General features: G+C 71.4%; 15 protein-coding genes and 1 pseudogene. 8 read left to right on the top strand and 8 right to left on the bottom strand.

All coding sequences use genetic code 11. From position 1 onward, the window contains the following. Positions 1 to 60 precede the first annotated feature (60 nt). Genes aztC through aztB form a run of 3 tightly spaced genes read right to left on the bottom strand, consistent with a single transcriptional unit; the run spans position 61 to position 3,091 of the window. Entirely contained in the window at positions 61 to 1,002 is a 942-nt protein-coding gene (gene aztC, locus NE857_RS18705; protein WP_254416949.1) for a zinc ABC transporter substrate-binding protein AztC, read from the bottom strand. After that, a complete protein-coding gene (locus NE857_RS18700) occupies positions 999 to 2,174 on the bottom strand; it encodes an ABC transporter (protein ID WP_254416948.1) in 1,176 nt (391 codons plus the stop codon). Before NE857_RS18700 ends, aztC begins: the two co-directional genes overlap by 4 nt. An 8-nt stretch (positions 2,175 to 2,182) precedes the next feature. After that, positions 2,183 to 3,091, bottom strand: a complete 909-nt coding sequence (aztB, locus tag NE857_RS18695) for a zinc ABC transporter permease AztB (RefSeq protein ID WP_254416947.1) — start codon at positions 3,089 to 3,091, stop codon at positions 2,183 to 2,185. Positions 3,092 to 3,181: 90 nt separating this feature from the next. Between aztB and aztA the strand changes: the two genes are divergently transcribed. From aztA to NE857_RS18660, 7 genes are all read left to right on the top strand, one after another. After that, positions 3,182 to 3,823 (top strand): zinc ABC transporter ATP-binding protein AztA, encoded by a 642-nt coding sequence (aztA, locus tag NE857_RS18690; protein ID WP_254416946.1) that lies wholly within the window; start codon positions 3,182 to 3,184, stop codon positions 3,821 to 3,823. A 73-nt stretch (positions 3,824 to 3,896) separates the two neighbouring features. Continuing rightward, positions 3,897 to 4,289, top strand: coding sequence for a VOC family protein (locus NE857_RS18685; RefSeq protein ID WP_254416945.1), 393 nt, complete (start codon positions 3,897 to 3,899; stop codon positions 4,287 to 4,289). A 409-nt stretch (positions 4,290 to 4,698) separates the two neighbouring features. After that, entirely contained in the window at positions 4,699 to 5,520 is an 822-nt protein-coding gene (locus NE857_RS18680; RefSeq protein WP_254422030.1) for a helix-turn-helix domain-containing protein, read from the top strand. Positions 5,521 to 5,684: 164 nt separating this feature from the next. After that, positions 5,685 to 6,710: an iron-siderophore ABC transporter substrate-binding protein gene (locus NE857_RS18675; protein WP_254416944.1), complete on the top strand. Its 1,026-nt coding sequence runs from the start codon at positions 5,685 to 5,687 to the stop codon at positions 6,708 to 6,710. A gap of 83 nt (positions 6,711 to 6,793) precedes the next feature. After that, positions 6,794 to 7,795, top strand: coding sequence for a FecCD family ABC transporter permease (locus NE857_RS18670; RefSeq protein WP_254422029.1), 1,002 nt, complete (start codon positions 6,794 to 6,796; stop codon positions 7,793 to 7,795). Beyond that, positions 7,792 to 8,826, top strand: coding sequence for a FecCD family ABC transporter permease (locus NE857_RS18665; RefSeq protein ID WP_254416943.1), 1,035 nt, complete (start codon positions 7,792 to 7,794; stop codon positions 8,824 to 8,826). Before NE857_RS18670 ends, NE857_RS18665 begins: the two co-directional genes overlap by 4 nt. Next, positions 8,823 to 9,635 (top strand): ABC transporter ATP-binding protein, encoded by an 813-nt coding sequence (locus tag NE857_RS18660; RefSeq protein ID WP_254416942.1) that lies wholly within the window; start codon positions 8,823 to 8,825, stop codon positions 9,633 to 9,635. Before NE857_RS18665 ends, NE857_RS18660 begins: the two co-directional genes overlap by 4 nt. A 41-nt stretch (positions 9,636 to 9,676) precedes the next feature. Here NE857_RS18660 and NE857_RS18655 read toward each other — a convergent pair whose 3' ends face one another. From NE857_RS18655 to NE857_RS18645, 3 genes are read right to left on the bottom strand one after another with little or no spacing between them, the layout of a single operon-like run. After that, complete coding sequence (locus NE857_RS18655) at positions 9,677 to 12,100, bottom strand: ATP-binding cassette domain-containing protein (protein ID WP_254416941.1); 2,424 nt, start codon at positions 12,098 to 12,100, stop codon at positions 9,677 to 9,679. A 59-nt stretch (positions 12,101 to 12,159) separates the two neighbouring features. Beyond that, complete coding sequence (locus NE857_RS18650; protein WP_254416940.1) at positions 12,160 to 12,570, bottom strand: VOC family protein; 411 nt, start codon at positions 12,568 to 12,570, stop codon at positions 12,160 to 12,162. 10 nt (positions 12,571 to 12,580) lie between these two features. Beyond that, positions 12,581 to 13,033: a helix-turn-helix transcriptional regulator gene (locus NE857_RS18645; RefSeq protein ID WP_254416939.1), complete on the bottom strand. Its 453-nt coding sequence runs from the start codon at positions 13,031 to 13,033 to the stop codon at positions 12,581 to 12,583. A 165-nt stretch (positions 13,034 to 13,198) separates the two neighbouring features. On the opposite strand from NE857_RS18645, the gene NE857_RS18640 reads away from it, so the two are divergent. Continuing rightward, positions 13,199 to 14,221 (top strand): zinc-binding dehydrogenase, encoded by a 1,023-nt coding sequence (locus NE857_RS18640; protein ID WP_254416938.1) that lies wholly within the window; start codon positions 13,199 to 13,201, stop codon positions 14,219 to 14,221. Between the two features lie 3 nt (positions 14,222 to 14,224). Here NE857_RS18640 and NE857_RS18635 read toward each other — a convergent pair. Together NE857_RS18635 and NE857_RS18630 are read right to left on the bottom strand one after the other, a co-directional pair. Then, positions 14,225 to 14,353 (bottom strand): annotated as a pseudogene (locus tag NE857_RS18635) (VOC family protein); the annotation flags it as partial. 53 nt (positions 14,354 to 14,406) lie between these two features. Further along, a complete protein-coding gene (locus NE857_RS18630) occupies positions 14,407 to 15,654 on the bottom strand; it encodes an MFS transporter (protein ID WP_254416936.1) in 1,248 nt (415 codons plus the stop codon). Between the last annotated feature and the right edge of the window lie 11 nt (positions 15,655 to 15,665).

Here is a 15,665-nt window from a genome sequence, read left to right as displayed (position 1 = left end):
CGGGGGGCTGGGGGGTACGCGGTGCGGAGCGTCCCGGTGACGGGCTCACTCCCCGCGCAGTCAATCGCCGCGCAGACCGGCGGTGATGGCTTCGGTGTTGGCGCGCATCATCTCGAGGTAGGTCTCTGCGCCTCCGCCCTCCGCGCTCAGGGACTCGGAGTACAGGGGGATCACCTCGATGTCCACACCGGCCTCCTCCGCCATGACGGTGGCCAGGCGGTCGGGCTGTGAGGAGTCGGCGAAGACGGCCGACACACCCGCTTCGGCCACGGCGTCCGACAGCTCCTTGAGATCGGAGGTGCTGGGGGAGGCCAGGGTGGTGCCGCTGGGGATCACCGCGCCGATGACCTCGAAGTCGTAGCGGTCGGCGAGGTACCCGAAGACGTGGTGGTTGGTCACGAGCCTGCGGTTCTCGGCTGGCAGGGCGGCGAACTCCTCGGCCATCCAGGTGTCGAGTTCGGCGACCTCGGCCGCGTAGGCCTCGGCGTTGGCGCGCACGGCGTCGGTGTCGACCCCGTCGACCGCCTCGATCACGTGTTCCGTGATCAGGTCCACGGCCAGCAGCACCCGCTCCGGGTCGGTCCAGAAGTGCGGGTCGGGTTCGCCCTCGCTCGCGTCGGACGTGTACGGCAGGGGGTCGATGCCCGCGCCGACCTCCAGGGTGGGCACCTCGGCCTCCTCCGCCGCGGTGACGTTGTGCGCGACCCCCTCTTCCAGGCCGAGGCCGTTGTGTACGACCAGGTCGGCGTTCTCCAGGGTCGCGGCCTCGCGGGCGGAGATCGCGAAGGAGTGCGGGTCGGTGTCGGGTGGCATCAGCACGGTGACCGGTACCTGTTCGCCGACGATGTGTTCGGTGATGTCGCCGAGGATGTTGGTGGTCACCACGATCCCGGTGCCCTCGCCTTCGGTGGAGCAGGAGGTGAGGGTGACGGCGAAGCCGGTGGCCACGAGGGCTGAGAGGGCGCGTGCGGTCGCGGTGGTTCGGGGGTGCAAGTCGGTCACCGTCCGGTCTCGACCATCAGGTGCGGCGCGATCCCCGGGTCGAGGGTGCGGGCCACACGAAGGTCGTCGTTGTAGTCGATCTCGTGGACGACCCCGGATTCGGGGTCGCTGACGTAGGCGCGGGAGGCGTCCGCCTGGATGGTGGGCGGGTGCTCGGTGTCGACCACGTCGAGCAGTGCGGTGGAGGCCTCCTCCTCGCCGGTCTCGTGGTCGAGGGAGCGCAGGGTCCCGTCCTCGGTCAGGACCAGGACCGGGGCCTCCTCGCCGACCGCTGTCGCCGCCACGGCGCCGGGCTGCTCGAACTCCCGCCACTCGCTCTCGGCCAGGTCCAGCACCCAGAGGGTGTCCTCTGCGGGCAGTGCGGCCAGGACCGCGGACCCCGGGCGGTGGTGGAATGCTCCGGAGCGGTCCTGGCCGGGATGGGGAAGGATCTCGGCTTCGAGGGTGTCGTCCTGCTCGGTGACGTGCAGGGTGCCCTCCGCGCAGCCGATCACCAGGCCCCGCCGGGTGGGGGCCGCACTGTCGGGGTCGGTGCAGCTCTCGCCGAGTGATTCCGCGGCCGTACCGTCGCGCTCGGTGGATCTGACGGTGCCGTCGGAGCTGTCCACGGTGACCAGGACCCCCTTGTAGGGGTAGGCCGCGGCTCCCTCGTCGGGCAGGGCGTCAGCGGAGGTGACCGAACCGTCCTCCAGTTCGGACCGCTCCAGGACCAAAGACCCGCCTGCGCCTCCGTTCACCGAGGTCAGGGCGGTGTCGGTGACCACGTACGGGGAGGCCGGGAGGTCGAGGGAACCCACGTGAGCGGAACCGGTTCGGTAGTAGTGGTTGTGGTCGCCGTGGTCCACGGTCCACACACCGCTGTCGAAGACGTTGATGGTCCCATCACCGGATGAATGCAGATACGCGAAGCGGCCGTCCCCCGTGATGCCGTCGACCCCGGGCACCTCACCGAGTTCGGAGACCTCCTCGGTGATCAGGTCCAGGAGGTGCACCTGCCCGGTGTCGGTGTCGGCGAGGACCAGGCGGGACTGCGGTTCGGCGGTCTCCTCCGCGCCCTCCACGTAGCCGTGGGGGGTCTGTTCGTCGTCGGGCTCACCAGCGGCCTCGGGGGAACCGCCGAGACAACCGGAGACGAGCAGGGGGAACAGCGCCGCTGGGATCAGGGCGGTCATGGGGCGACTCAAGACGTCACCTGCCTCTCCAGAGTGGTGGACGGGGGTGTGGATTCAGGGGAGCCAGCGGCCTCTGAGGGTGTGGGGCGCGCTCGCGGCCGGCCGCGGGAGCGCAGCCCGGCGGCCAGTGCGGAGACGGAGAAGAACGCCACCGCCGAGGCCGCGATACTCGCGCCCGCAGCCGTGCCCCAGTGCCAGGACACGAGCAGGCCGACGAAGGTCGCGGCGCCGCCCAGCAGGGCGGCGGTGAGCATGATCGCGGGGATGCTCCTGGCCCAGAGCAGCGCCGCCGCTGGAGGCGCGATGAGCAGACCGAACACCAGCAGGGTGCCGACCACGTGGAACGAGGCGACCACCGCGAGGGTGACCAGGCCCAGCAGGGCGAAGTGGGCCAGTCGCGGGGCCAGGCCCAGGGTGTGCGCCTTGCGGGGGTCGAAGGCCAGCGCGACGAAGGCCCGGTGGCCCGCGACCGCGATCACCAGCGCCACCGCGAGGGAGAGTCCCAGGTGGAGCAGATCCCGCTCCCGTACGCCCAGGACGTCGCCGAAGAGGAAGGCGGTGAGGTCCACGGCGAAGGACGCCGAGTGCGAAACCAGAATCACACCCACCGAGAGCATCCCCACGAACAGCAGGCCGATGCTCGTGTCCTGGGACAGCCGGGGTGAGCGGCTCAGTGCGGTCACCCCGGCTGCCATGGCCGCCGCGGCCAGGGCGGCGCCCAGGAACAGGCTCTGCCCGAGCAGGGCGGCCAGGGCCACCCCGGGCAGCATGCCGTGCGACATCGCGTCCCCGAGGAAGGCCATGCCCCGCAGGACGACCCAGGTACCCGCGATCGCGCAGATGGCCGAGACCAGGAGCCCGGCCCACAGCGCACGCTGTACGAAGGTGACCCCGAAGGGTTCGATCAGTGCTTCCATGATGGGACACTCTATAACGATAACCATTATCGTTTCCAAATCGGGCCGAACGGTCGGTATCCGAACACCCGGAGAGCAGAGGGGCGCGACGTGCTGCTGGACGACCTGTACGCGGGCTACGGGAGGACCGACGTCCTCAAGGGGGTGAGCGCCGAGATCCCCGAGGGGGCGGTGACCGCCCTGGTGGGGCCCAACGGTGCGGGAAAGTCAACGCTGCTCGGGGTCCTGGCGGGCACAGTGCCGCTCAGACGGGGAAAGGTCACACCGGACCGGGGCGCCCGAAGCGCCCGCGCGGCCCGCCCCGCCTTCGTCGTGCAGCGCAGCGCGGTCCCAGACACCCTGCCGCTCACCGTGCGGGCCACGGTGGCCATGGGCCGCTGGGCGCACCGGGGGCTGTGGCGCCCGCTCACCCGCCACGACCGGGCGGTGGTCGCCCGCTGCATGGAACGGACCGGGGTCGCCGACCTCGCCGACCGCGGCCTCGGCGAGCTCTCCGGCGGTCAGCGCCAGCGCGCCCTGATCGCCCAGGGGCTGGCCCAGGAGGCGGACCTGTTGCTCCTGGACGAACCCTCGGCCGGGCTGGACCACGAGGCCCGGGGACGGATCGGTCGGACCATCGCCGCAATCGCGGCCGAGGGGGTCACGGTCGTGCACGCCACCCACTTCGCCGAGGAGGCGCGGGGCGCGGACCACGTTCTCACCCTGGGCGGGGGGAGGGCGGCGGCCGTGTGATCCGCCCGACGGCCGAAGGGGCCGCGGGCCGGTGCGCTTCCCAGGCGGATCGGGGGATGCGACCATGCCGGACATGGACGTTCTGAGCAGCCGCCTGCTGTTGCGGCCCACCGAACTTCAGCGCAGTCGTGACTTCTACCGGGACGTGCTGGGGTTGGCGGTGCACCGCGAGTTCGGCGACCCGCAGGCTCCGGGGACGGTGTTCTTCCTGGGTAACGGGCTCCTTGAGGTCTCCGGGAGCGCTGAGCCCTCCGGGGTCGCGCCGTTGGCCCTGTGGCTGCAGGTGCGCGACGTGGAAGCCGAGTACACCCGGTTGACGGCGGCCGGGGTCACCGGGCTGCGTGGGCCCCGGACGGAGTTCTGGGGGCTGGTCGAGGCGTGGATCGCCGACCCCGACGGGGTGCGGATCGTCCTGGTCCAGATCCCCGACGACCACCCCCTGCGCCGGGACCAGCGCTCACTGTGACGCGGGCTGGTCGCTCGGTGATCTCCTCGGCCAGCCACGGCGCACTCTGTTCGAGGGTGTCGGGGTCCTCCGCCACGCTGACCGGCTCCGCGCCCAGAGCGAGGAGTTCCTCGGCCGGGGCTAAGCCGAGCGCGACCACCCGCTCCGGCGCCCGTTCGACGGTGACCTCCCCGTGGGCGGGTCCGCACCGTCAGCGGGTACGTTCCGTCGCCCGAGCCGCTGGGGCCCTCCTCCGGGTCCTGGGCCGTTCCGCATCCTGCGATCAGCAGAACCGCCAGAGCGCCGGACGCTCTCACCGCCATCCGTGTCACCGGAAACCTTCCCGAGCCAGAGAACAAGGCAGGGCTCCCCTTGCTCTCGCTGGGAGTTCTCATCGGGGCATAACCTTGGTGACGTGGTCATACGAGACATGGCGCCGAACCCCGCAGCCGGGCGCGGCAAGCGCCGCGGGCGGGCGGAGACGGTCGACAGCCGCAGGCTCCCCCTCTACACGGCGGGCGAGATCGACGTGCCGTTCGTGGTCTACGGAACCGACGAGGTCATCGCCCGCGACACCTACTGGGAGGAGCACTCCCATCCCACGCACGAGCTGCTCTGGAACCAGCGCGGCGCGTCCACGGCCAGGATCGGGGTGCGGGTCTGGACCATCACCCCGTCGGTGGGCCTGTGGATCCCGGCCGGAACACTCCACTCCGGGTGGACCCCGGCGGGCACCTGGCACCACGCCGCGCAGTTCGGCATCCACGCGGTCCCGGCGATCGCGGACACCCCCGTCGCGGTGGAGGTCACCCCGTTGCTGCGGCTGCTGCTGGAGCGGCTCAACACCGGGGACCTGACCCCCGACTCTCGGGCCAAGACCGAGGCACTGGTGCTGGACCTGCTGGCGCCCGCCCCGGTCGAACTCCTCCTGAGGATTCCCGAGTCCTCGCTGCTGGCGCCGATCGTGTCCGCCGTGCGCGCCGACCCGGCCGACGACACCACCCTGGTGGCCTGGGCGGCGCGGCTGGGCGTGAGCGGCCGGACCATCACGCGGGCCTTCCGGGCGCAGACCGGGCTCGGGTTCAGTCAGTGGCTGGCCGCCGCGCGCGTGCAGCACGCGATCACGCTGCTGTGCGGGGGAGAGGAGATCGAGGAGGTCGCCGAGCGGGTCGGCTACCACTCGGCGAGCGCGTTCGGCACGGTGTTCCGGCGGGTCACCGGGATGAGCCCCGGGCGGTTCCGCGCACAGTAACCGCCGGGTCAGTGGCCGGGCCCGTCATCGGCGTGGTGTCCGTTTTGCGATGAAGGGTGTCCTCTTCGCGCGATTGCGAACCTACTGAGTGCACCCTAAATTCGGTTAGGCAAACCTAACTCCCGGTTTTCGGGGGTGCACAGGGACACCACCGGAAGGACACCATGCCCCGCGTTTCAAGGCTGGCCGGCATCGCCACGGCCGCGCTGATCCCCCTCACCCTCGCCGCCTGCTCCTCTTCCCCCGCCGGGGAGGGCTCCGCGAACTCCGGTGACTGGACCCCCGTCACCGTCGAGCACGCGCTCGGCACGACGAGCATCGACTCCGCGCCCGAGCGGGTCGCCACGGTCAACTGGGCCAACCACGAGGTCCCCCTGGCTCTGGGCGTCGTCCCGGTCGGCATGGCCGCCGCCAACTTCGGCGACGACAACGACGACGGCGTGCTCCCGTGGGTCGAGGAGAAGCTCCAGGAGCTGGACGCCGAGACCCCCGTGCTCTTCGACGAGACCGACGGCATCGACTTCGAGGCGGTCGCCGACACCGCGCCCGACGTCATCCTCGCCGCCTACTCCGGGCTCACCCAGGAGGACTACGACACCCTGAGCGAGATCGCCCCCGTCGTCGCCTACCCCGAGACCGCCTGGGGCACCTCCTGGCGCGACACCATCGAGCTGAACAGTGCCGCCCTCGGCATGGCCGACGAGGGCGCCGAGCTCATCGCCGAGCTGGAGGCCGAGATCGCCGACGCGGTCGCCGAACACCCCCAGTTCGAGGGCACCTCGGCCATGTTCCTCACCCACGTGGACACCAGCGACCTCAGCGAGGTCAGCTTCTACACCACGCACGACACCCGCGCGCTGTTCTTCGAGGACATCGGCTTGACCACCCCCGAGAGCGTGGCCGACGCCTCCGCCGAGACCGACCAGTTCTCCCTCACCCACAGCGCCGAACAGGCCGACACCTTCGACGACGTCGACATCATCGTCACCTACGGCGGTGACGAACTGGTCGAGGCCCTCGAGGACGACCCGCTGCTGGCCCAGATGCCCGCCGTGGAGAACTCGGCCGTGGTCAGCCTGCCCGGCGACAGCCCGCTCGGCACCGCCGCCAACCCGACCCCGCTGTCGATCTCCTGGGTTCTCGACGACTACCTGTCGCTCCTGGCCGGGGCCGCTGACGGGGCACAGTGACCGCGCAGCACTCCTCCACCCAGAGCGCCTCGACCCAGAACGCCTCAACACAGAGCGCCTCCGCCCAGACGGGGGCCGCCACCGTGCGGCCCCCGCGCCGGGGCCGCCCCCTCTGGCTGCTCCTGACCCTCGCGGTCCTGCTGGGCCTGATGTTCCTCTCGGTCTCCGTCGGCTCCCGCGATGTCGAGTGGGCCGACATCGTGGCGGCCTTCGGCGGTTCGACCGAGGGATTCAATGAGGCCGCGGTCGCCAAACGCATCCCCCGAACCCTGCTCGCCGTGCTCGTCGGTGCGGCCCTCGGGGTCTCCGGCGCGGTCATGCAGGGCGCCACCCGCAACCCCCTGGCCGACCCCGGCATCCTGGGCGTCAACATGGGCGCCTCGCTCGCCGTGGTCACCGGCGTGGCCTTCTTCGGGCTGGCCACCGCCACCGAGTACATCTGGTGGGGGATCGCCGGGGCCGGGATCACCGCGCTGTTCGTGCACGTCATCGGCTCCATGGGCCGCGGCGGCCCGACCCCTCTCAAACTCGCCCTCGCCGGAGCCGCCACCTCTGCCGCGCTGGCCTCGTTCATCAGCGCCGTCGTGCTCCCGCGCAACGACATCGCCGACGGGATCCGTTCCTGGCAGATCGGCGGGGTCGGCGGCGGCACCCATGACGCCATCTCCCACGTGCTGCCCTTCCTCACGGTCGGCTTCGTCGTCTGCCTGCTCTCCGCGCGCGGGCTCAACCTCCTAGCCCTGGGCGACGAACTCGCAGCCGGGTTGGGCCAACGCGTGGAGGCCGCACGGATCACCGCCTCGGCCGGCGCCGTCGTGCTCTGCGGGGCCAGCACCGCCGTCACCGGCCCCATCGGTTTCGTCGGCCTGGTCGTCCCGCACGTGTGCCGCCTGCTCGTCGGGGTGGACCACCGCTGGCTGCTGCCGTTCTCGGCCCTGACCGGAGCCGCGCTGCTCACCGCCGCGGACGTGCTCGGCCGCATCGTGGCGCGCCCCGGACAGATCGATGTGGGGATCGTGACCGCCCTGGTCGGCGCCCCCTTCTTCATCTACATCGTCAGACGCCAGAAGGTGCGTGCCCTGTGAGCATCTCCACCGTCGAGACCGTCACCCGCGGTCGCAGGCTCCGCGCCCGCCGACGGCACACCGTGGTCGGCGTCCTCGCCGCCCTGATCGTCCTCGGCTTCGCCGTCACCCTCATGGTCGGGCAGACCTTCTACCCGCCCGGTGACGTCGCCCGGGTCGTCCTCGGCCAGGACGTCCCCGGCGCCTCGTTCACCGTGGGGCGACTGCGCCTGCCCCGCGCCGTACTCGCCGTCACCGCCGGAATGTGCTTCGGGATGGCCGGTGTCACCTTCCAGACCATGCTGCGCAACCCGCTGGCCAGCCCCGACATCATCGGCATCAGCGCGGGCGCCGGCGCGGCCGCGACCTTCGCCATCGTGGTGCTCTCCCTGGACAGGACCGGGGTGTCGGTCTTCGCGATCGTCGCCGGGCTCGGTGTGGCCCTGCTCGTGTACGCGCTCTCGTACAAGAGCGGTGTCTCCGGTACCCGGCTCATCCTGATCGGCATCGGCGTCGCCGCCATGCTCAACAGCATCACGTCGTACATCCTCGACCGCGCCGCCACCTGGGACCTGCAGGAGGCGATGCGCTGGCTCACCGGCAGCCTCAACGGCACCAGCTGGAACGCGACCCTGCCGGTGGTCGTCGCGCTGGTCCTGATCGCGCCGATGCTGCTGGGCCTGGGCAACGACCTCTCAGCGCTCCAGCTGGGCGACGACACCGCCTCGGCCCTGGGCGTGCGGGTGGACCGTACCCGGCTGCTGGCGATCGTCGGCGCCGTCGGGCTGATCGCCTTCGCCACCGCCGCGGCCGGACCGATCGCCTTCGTGGCCTTCCTGTCCGGGCCGATCGCCGCCCGCCTGGTGGGCTCGGACGGCTCCCTGCTGGTGCCCTCGGCGCTGGTCGGAGCGCTGCTGGTCCTGGTGGCCGACTTCTGCGGACAGTTCGCCTTCGGGACCCGCTTCCCCGTCGGGGTCGTCACCGGCGTGCTCGGTGCCCCCTACCTCGTCTACCTCATCGTCCGCAGCAACCGCGTGGGAGGCTCCCTGTGACCACGGACCACTCGCTCCTCGTCGAGGAACTCACCCTCGGCTACCAGGACCGCGACGTCATCGACGCCCTGGACCTGGCCGTCCCGCCCGGCCGGATCACCGCGATCGTCGGCGCCAACGCCTGCGGCAAGTCCACGCTGCTGCGCTCGATGTCACGCCTGTTGGCGCCCCGCAGCGGCCGGGTGCTGCTCGACGGTCAGGAGGTGCACCGCATGCGACCCAAGTCGGTGGCGCGCACGCTCGGCCTGCTGCCGCAGTCGCCGGTGGCCCCGGAGGGCATCACCGTGTCCGACCTGGTCGGCCGGGGCAGGCACCCGCACCAGCGGATGCTCACCCGGTGGAGCCGCCAGGACGACGAGGCGGTGGCCGAGGCCCTGGAAGCCACGGGGACGGTGGAGCTGGCCGATCGGCCGGTGGACGAGCTCTCCGGCGGACAGCGCCAGCGGGTGTGGATCGCGATGGCGCTCGCCCAGCGCACGGACCTGCTGCTCCTGGACGAGCCCACCACCTTCCTGGACGTCAGCCACCAGGTCGAGGTCCTGGACCTGCTCACCGATCTCAACGCCTCGCGCGGCACCACGATCGTGCTGGTCCTGCACGACCTCAACCTCGCGGCCCGCTACTCCGACCACCTCATCGCGCTCGCCGACGGCGGACTCCACGCGGCGGGCCCGCCCGGGCAGGTGCTCACCCCCGAGCTGGTGCGGGCGGTGTTCGGGATGGAGAGCCGGATCATCACCGACCCCACCTCGGGCCAGCCGCTGATGCTGCCCATCGGCAGGCACCACCGGGCTGTGGACGCGGTCTGAACCGGCGGGCCGGTCGGCTCCCGGAAGATCGTCGGCTCCGGTCAGGCGCCGACGTACTGGGCCAGGTGCTGGCCGGTCACAGTTGATCGGTCGGCGACCAGGTCGGCCGGGGTGCCCTCGAAGACGACCCGGCCGCCCTCCTGCCCGGCGCCCGGCCCGAGGTCGATGATCCAGTCGGCGTGCGCCATGACCGACTGGTGGTGCTCGATCACGATCACCGACTTCCCGCACTCCACCAGCTGGTCCAGCAGCCCGAGCAGGTGCTCGACGTCGGCCAGGTGCAGCCCGGTGGTCGGTTCGTCCAGCACGTAGACCCCGCCCCGGTCCGCCATGTGGGTGGCCAGCTTGAGCCGCTGGCGCTCACCGCCGGAGAGCGTGGTCAGCGGCTGGCCCAGGCCGAGGTAGCCCAGCCCCACGTCGACCAGCCGGGTCAGGATCTTCTGCGCCGCCGGGGTCCGCGCCTCGCCTTCGCCGAAGAACGCGTCGGCCTCGGCCACCGACATCGCGAGCACCTCGCTGATGTCGCGCCCGCCCAGCCGGTACTCCAGGACCGAGTTGTCGAACCGGCGCCCCTCGCACTCCTCACAGGTGCTGGCGATACTGGCCATGAACCCGAGGTCGGTGTAGGTCACGCCGATGCCCTTGCAGACCGGGCAGGCGCCCTCGGAGTTGGCGCTGAACAGCGCGGGCTTGACTCCGTTGGCCTTCGCGAACGCCTTGCGGACCGGGTCGAGCAGTCCGGTGTAGGTGGCCGGGTTGCTGCGCCGCGAACCGCGGATGGGGCTCTGGTCCACGGAGACCACCTCCGTACCCGCGGCCGCCTTCCCCCCGGCCGCCTTTCCCTGGACTGCGCGCCCCTTGGCCAGGGACTCCTGCACGAGCGAGCTCTTGCCGGAACCGGCCACGCCGGTCACGACGGTGAGCACCCCGAGCGGGATGTCCACGTCGACGTCGCGCAGGTTGTGCGTGTTCGCCCCGCGCACCTCCAGCCTGCCGTCGGGGGTGCGCACCTCGTCCTTGAGTACCGCCCGGTCGTCCAGGTGGCGGCCGGTGGCGGTGCCGCTGCCGCGCAGCCCCTCGACCGTGCCCTCGAAGCAGACCGTGCCGCCCGCCGAACCCGAACCGGGGCCCAGGTCCACGACGTGGTCGGCGATCGCGATGGTGTCGGGTTCGTGCTCCACGACCAGCACCGTGTTGCCCTTGTCCCGGAGCCGCAGCAGCAGGTTGTTCATCCGCTCGACGTCGTGCGGGTGCAGCCCCGCGGTGGGTTCGTCGAACACGTACGTGGTGTCGGTGAGCGAGGAGCCAAGGTGACGGATCATCTTGGTGCGCTGCGCCTCACCGCCGGACAGGGTTCCGGCCGCCCGGTCCAGGGAGAGGTATCCCAGGCCGATCTCCACGAACGAGTCCAGGGTCTGGCGCAGCGCCGTGAGCAGCGGCGCGGCCGAGGGCTCGTCCAGATCGCGCACCCACGCGGCCAGGTCGGTGATCTGCATGGCGCAGGCGTCGGCGATGCTCACGCCCTTGATCTTCGAGGAGCGGGCGGCCTCGCTGAGCCGGGTCCCCTCGCACACCGGACAGTCGGTGAAGGTGACCGCGCGCTCCACGAACTCCCGGATGTGCGGCTGCATCGCCTCCTTGTCCTTGGACAGGAAGGACTTGCGCAGCTTGGGGATCAGCCCCTCGAAGGTCAGGTTCGACTTGTCCACCTTCACCTTGACCGGCTCGTGGTGGAGGAAGTCCCGCATCTCCTGGTCGGTGTACTCGCGGATCGGCTTGTCCGGGTCGAAGAACCCCGACGCCTTGTAGGTGCGCACCGTCCAGTAGTCGTCCGACTTCCAGCCGGGGATGGTGAACGCGCCCTCGGCGAGCGACTTGGAGTCGTCGAAGAGCTCGCGCAGGTCGAAGTCGGTGACCTTGCCGCGGCCCTCGCAGTTCGTGCACATGCCGCCGGTGCGGGTGAAGGTGGCCTTCACGGTCTTGCGGTCGCCGCGCTCCACCGTGATCGCGCCACTGGCCTTGACCGAGGCGACGTTGAACGAGAAGGAGTGCGGTGAACCCACATAGGGCCGGCCCAGGCGGCTGAACAGGATGCGCAGCATCGCGTTGGCGTCGGTGGCGGTGCCCACGGTCGACCTCGGGTCGGCGCCCAGCCGCTCCTGGTCCACGATGATCGCGGTGGTCAGCCCGTCGAGGACGTCCACCTCGGGCCGGGGCAGGGACGGCATGAAGCCCTGTGCGAAGGTGCTGTAGGTCTCGTTGATCATCCGCTGCGACTCCGCGGCGATCGTGCTGAACACCAGGGAGCTCTTGCCCGAACCGGAGACCCCGGTGAACACCGTCAACCGGCGTTTGGGGATCTCGATACTGACGTCCTTGAGGTTGTTCTCGCGTGCGCCGTGCACCCGGATCAGTTCGTGGGAGTCGGCCGGGTGCCGCTCGGGCGGACCGGTGTCCTTGCTCATCGTGACTACTCCCTCTCGGCGGTCAACTCAGCTGCCCTGTCTTCGCGGCCAGCACGGTCTCAGTTCAGACCCTTGATACGCAGCAGGTTGCCCGCCGGGTCGCGGAAGGCGCAGTCGCGCACGCCGTAGGGCTGGTCGACGGGTTCCTGCACGACCTCGGCACCGGCGGCCGCCAGCCTCTCGAAGGTGGCGTCCACATCGGGGGAGGCCAGGTTCAGGAAGGCGTAGGTGCCCTTGGCCATCATCTCGACGATGGTCTGGCGCTCCTGGTCGGTGACGCCGGGGTCGGCCACCGGCGGCTCCAGGACCACCGAGGTGTCGGGCTGGCCCGCGGGGCCCACCGTGATCCAGCGCATGCCGTTGTAGCCGACGTCGCCGCGGACCTCGAAGCCCAGGACGTCCCGGTAGAAGGCCAGGGAGGCCTCGGGGTCGGTGTGCGGAAGGAAGCTGGCGTTGATCGTGATGTCCATGCCGGCAACATTACGACCGGCCGGTCGCCCGCGCTTCTTGATTCCTGACCGGTCTGGTCACCTGTTTGACCACGCACGACGGCATGCCCTCCGCTTCGCCCACGGCCTGCCTGCGGTAGGTGCTGGGCGGCACCCCGACCAGCTCGGTGAAGCGGGTGCTGAAGGTGCCCAGCGAGGAGCAACCGACCTCGAAGCACACCTCGGTGACGCTGCGGTCGCCGCGGCGCAGCAGGGCCATCGCGCGTTCGATGCGGCGGGTCATCAGGTAGGAGTACGGCGACTCGCCGTAGGCGCGCCGGAACTCGCGGCTGAGGTGGCCCGCGGACATGTGCGCGTCCCGGGCCAGCGCCTCGACGTTCAGCGGCTGGGCGTACTCCCGGTCGATCCGGTCGCGTACCCGGCGCAGACGGACGAGATCGCTCAGGTGCCGCTCCGCGGCGGATGTGCTGGTCACCTGACTCATCGTGCCAGGCGGTACCGACAGTCTCCAGCGACTCCACGTGAGGTCGCCCGGTCCCGGTCAAACCCGCCCCGGTGCGGGTCGCGACGCGCTATCTTGCCACCCGTAGTCGAACCATTACCTCTGGTCACGGGATTGGTCCGTGGCCCGACCCGAAGGAGGGCTCCGATGCGAGCGGCCCTGATGTACGGCGCCGGTGACGTCCGCGTGGAGAACGTGCCCGACCCCGTGCTGGTGGAGCCCACCGACGCGCTCGTGCGGGTGGTCGCCGCCTGCGTGTGCGGTAGTGACCTGCACGCCTACCGGGCGATGCCCGCCGCCGAGACCGGCGTCCAGGCCGGACACGAGTTCGTCGGCGTGGTCGAGGAGGTCGGCCGTGAGGTCACCTGGGTCAAACCGGGCGAGCTGGTGGTGTCCCCGTTCGCCTACGCCGACAACACCTGCGACCTCTGCCGCGAGGGCGTGCAGGCCTCCTGCCCGAACGGTGGGCTCCTCAGCGCCGCCCAGGCGGAACTGATCCGGGTCCCCCAGGCCCAGGGCACCCTGGTCCGGCTCCCGGTGGGGGAGGAGTCCGTCTTCCTGCCCTCCCTGATCACCCTGGCCGACGTCTACGGCACCGGCTACCACGCGGCCCTGACCGCGGGGGTGAACGCCCGCACCACGGTCACCGTCATCGGCGACGGGGCCGTGGGGCTGCTGTCCGTGCTCTCGGCCCGCCGGATGGGCGCCGAGCAGATCATCCTGATGGGCCGCCACAAGGACCGCACCGACCTGGGACGCGAGTACGGGGCCACGGAGGTCGTGCCCGAACGCGGCCCCGAAGGGGCGGAGCGGGTCCGGGAACTGACCCGCGGCGAGGGCGCCCACGCGGTGATCGAAGCCGTCGGCCACCTCGACGCCTACGAGACCGCCCTCGGTGTGGTCCGCGCCGGAGGTGCCGTCAGCCGTGTGGGAGTGCCCCAGTACGACCAGGGGCCGATCGGCTTCGCCTCGATGTTCGGCGCGAGCATCACCCTGACCGGTGGCCCCGCCCCGGTGCGCTCCTACATCGAGAAGCTCCTCCCCGCCATCCTGGAAGGAAAGGTCAACCCGGGGCTGGTCTTCGACCACCACACCGACCTCGACGGCGTCCCCGAGGCGTACCGGCTGATGGACGAGCGCAAGACCCTCAAAGCGCTGGTCCGTCCCTGAAGGTCAGTTCCCGGTCAGGCAGAAGGGATGCCCGGCCGGGTCCACCAACACCCGCCACCGGTCACCCCCGGGCTGCTCCTCGGGTTTGTGGGCGCCCAGCCCCAACAGCATCGCCTCGGTCTCCTCCGGGCCGTCGACCGTGAACGGCCGAGGCGACGGACATCACGGAACCGCACGAAAGGCTTTTAGTTTCCAGAGGAGAAGGTCTGGGCGCGGCGGGTGCGGAAGTCGCGGGCTCCTGGGGCCAGGGCGGCCAGGGCCGGGGCGAGGACGCACAGGGCGGCGCAGGCCAGGAGGACGTTCTGCGGGCCGAAGGCCTGGGCGGCCGGGGCGATCAGGGCCAGGCCCACCGGGGCGAAACCGTAGGCGAACAGGAAGTCGAGGGACGAGACCCGGGCCAGCTTGTCCGGGGCGACCTCGCGCTGGGCGGCGGTGAACCACGGGACGTTGAACAGTTCCACGCCCAGGCCCACGATCGCGTAGGCGGCGAACACCCACACGGCGCCGACCGGGAACACCAGGCTCAGCGGGGCCAGGGCGTACAGGCCCAGGCCGAACAGGGCCCACCAGCCCTGGGCCTGCGGCTTCCAGCGGGAGACCAGTAGCGCCCCGATGAGTGCTCCGCCGGTGTAGGCGGTCAGCGCTCCGGCCAGGACCGCCTCGGTGCCGTAGTGGTCACCGCTGGCCAGCGGCAGCAGCACGCTGGTCGAGGAGTAGCCCAGGGCGATGACCACGGTCAGGGCTCCCAGCCCGGCGAGGAACCAGGTGTGGCGACGGGCCTCGGTGAGGCCCTCGACGAACTCCACGTGGAAGGGTGCGCGGGCCGGGCGCGGGGAGGGCGCGGCGGTGCCGGCGCGGGGGAGCAGAGCGGCGGCCAGCCACAGGCCCCCCGTGATCAGCAGAAGCGTCTGGGGGCCGGTGACCGTGGCCAGCAGAGCGGTCAGTCCCGGGGCCAGGAAGGTGACCCCGCGGACGGAGAAGGTCAGGGCCGCGTTGGCCTGCTGGCGGTCGTCGGGGGCGACCACCTCGGCGGTCAGCGCCTGGAAAGCGGGGCGGCAGGCCCCCTGGCCCACGCCCACGACGGCGGCGGCCACGGCCATCAGCGTGACGGAGGTGCCCAGGCCCGCGGCGAGGACGGGGGTGGCGATCGCCGCGGCCAGGCCGGACCACAGGACCACCGAGCGGCGCGAGTAGCGGTCGGCGAGAAGCCCGCCGAGGGGGACCGCGACCAGGAAACCGGCGGTGCGGGTGGCCAGGACCAGCCCGAGCCCCACGGCGGTCAGCGAACCGTGCAGGACCGCCAGGCCCAGGATGAACGGCATGGCCCAGGTGGCCAGACCGGAGGCGGTGGTCGCGCACCACAGGCGGGCGAAGGTCGGCTGGAGCAGTGGACTGTGGCGGCTCCGGAGCGGGCCGGACGTGTTCGGCGTCATCGTCGAGGACA

The sequence above is a fragment of the Nocardiopsis exhalans genome (assembly GCF_024134545.1).
In the GTDB taxonomy this organism is placed as follows: domain Bacteria; phylum Actinomycetota; class Actinomycetes; order Streptosporangiales; family Streptosporangiaceae; genus Nocardiopsis; species Nocardiopsis exhalans.
Note: the sequence above shows the minus strand (reverse complement) of the source record. Positions and strands in the feature narration are given on the sequence as shown.

Excerpts from the sequence above, each read along its gene's own strand:
- aztB (WP_254416947.1), bottom strand. The coding sequence starts at position 3,091 with ATGGAAGCACTGATCGAACCCTTCGGGGTCACCTTCGTACAGCGTGCG.
- NE857_RS18630 (WP_254416936.1), bottom strand. The coding sequence starts at position 15,654 with ATGACGCCGAACACGTCCGGCCCGCTCCGGAGCCGCCACAGTCCACTG.
- NE857_RS18675 (WP_254416944.1), top strand. The coding sequence starts at position 5,685 with ATGCCCCGCGTTTCAAGGCTGGCCGGCATCGCCACGGCCGCGCTGATC.
- NE857_RS18685 (WP_254416945.1), top strand. The coding sequence starts at position 3,897 with ATGGACGTTCTGAGCAGCCGCCTGCTGTTGCGGCCCACCGAACTTCAG.
- NE857_RS18640 (WP_254416938.1), top strand. The coding sequence starts at position 13,199 with ATGCGAGCGGCCCTGATGTACGGCGCCGGTGACGTCCGCGTGGAGAAC.
- NE857_RS18655 (WP_254416941.1), bottom strand. The coding sequence starts at position 12,100 with ATGAGCAAGGACACCGGTCCGCCCGAGCGGCACCCGGCCGACTCCCAC.
- NE857_RS18700 (WP_254416948.1), bottom strand. The coding sequence starts at position 2,174 with ATGACCGCCCTGATCCCAGCGGCGCTGTTCCCCCTGCTCGTCTCCGGT.
- NE857_RS18645 (WP_254416939.1), bottom strand. The coding sequence starts at position 13,033 with ATGAGTCAGGTGACCAGCACATCCGCCGCGGAGCGGCACCTGAGCGAT.
- NE857_RS18650 (WP_254416940.1), bottom strand. The coding sequence starts at position 12,570 with ATGGACATCACGATCAACGCCAGCTTCCTTCCGCACACCGACCCCGAG.
- NE857_RS18680 (WP_254422030.1), top strand. The coding sequence starts at position 4,699 with ATGGCGCCGAACCCCGCAGCCGGGCGCGGCAAGCGCCGCGGGCGGGCG.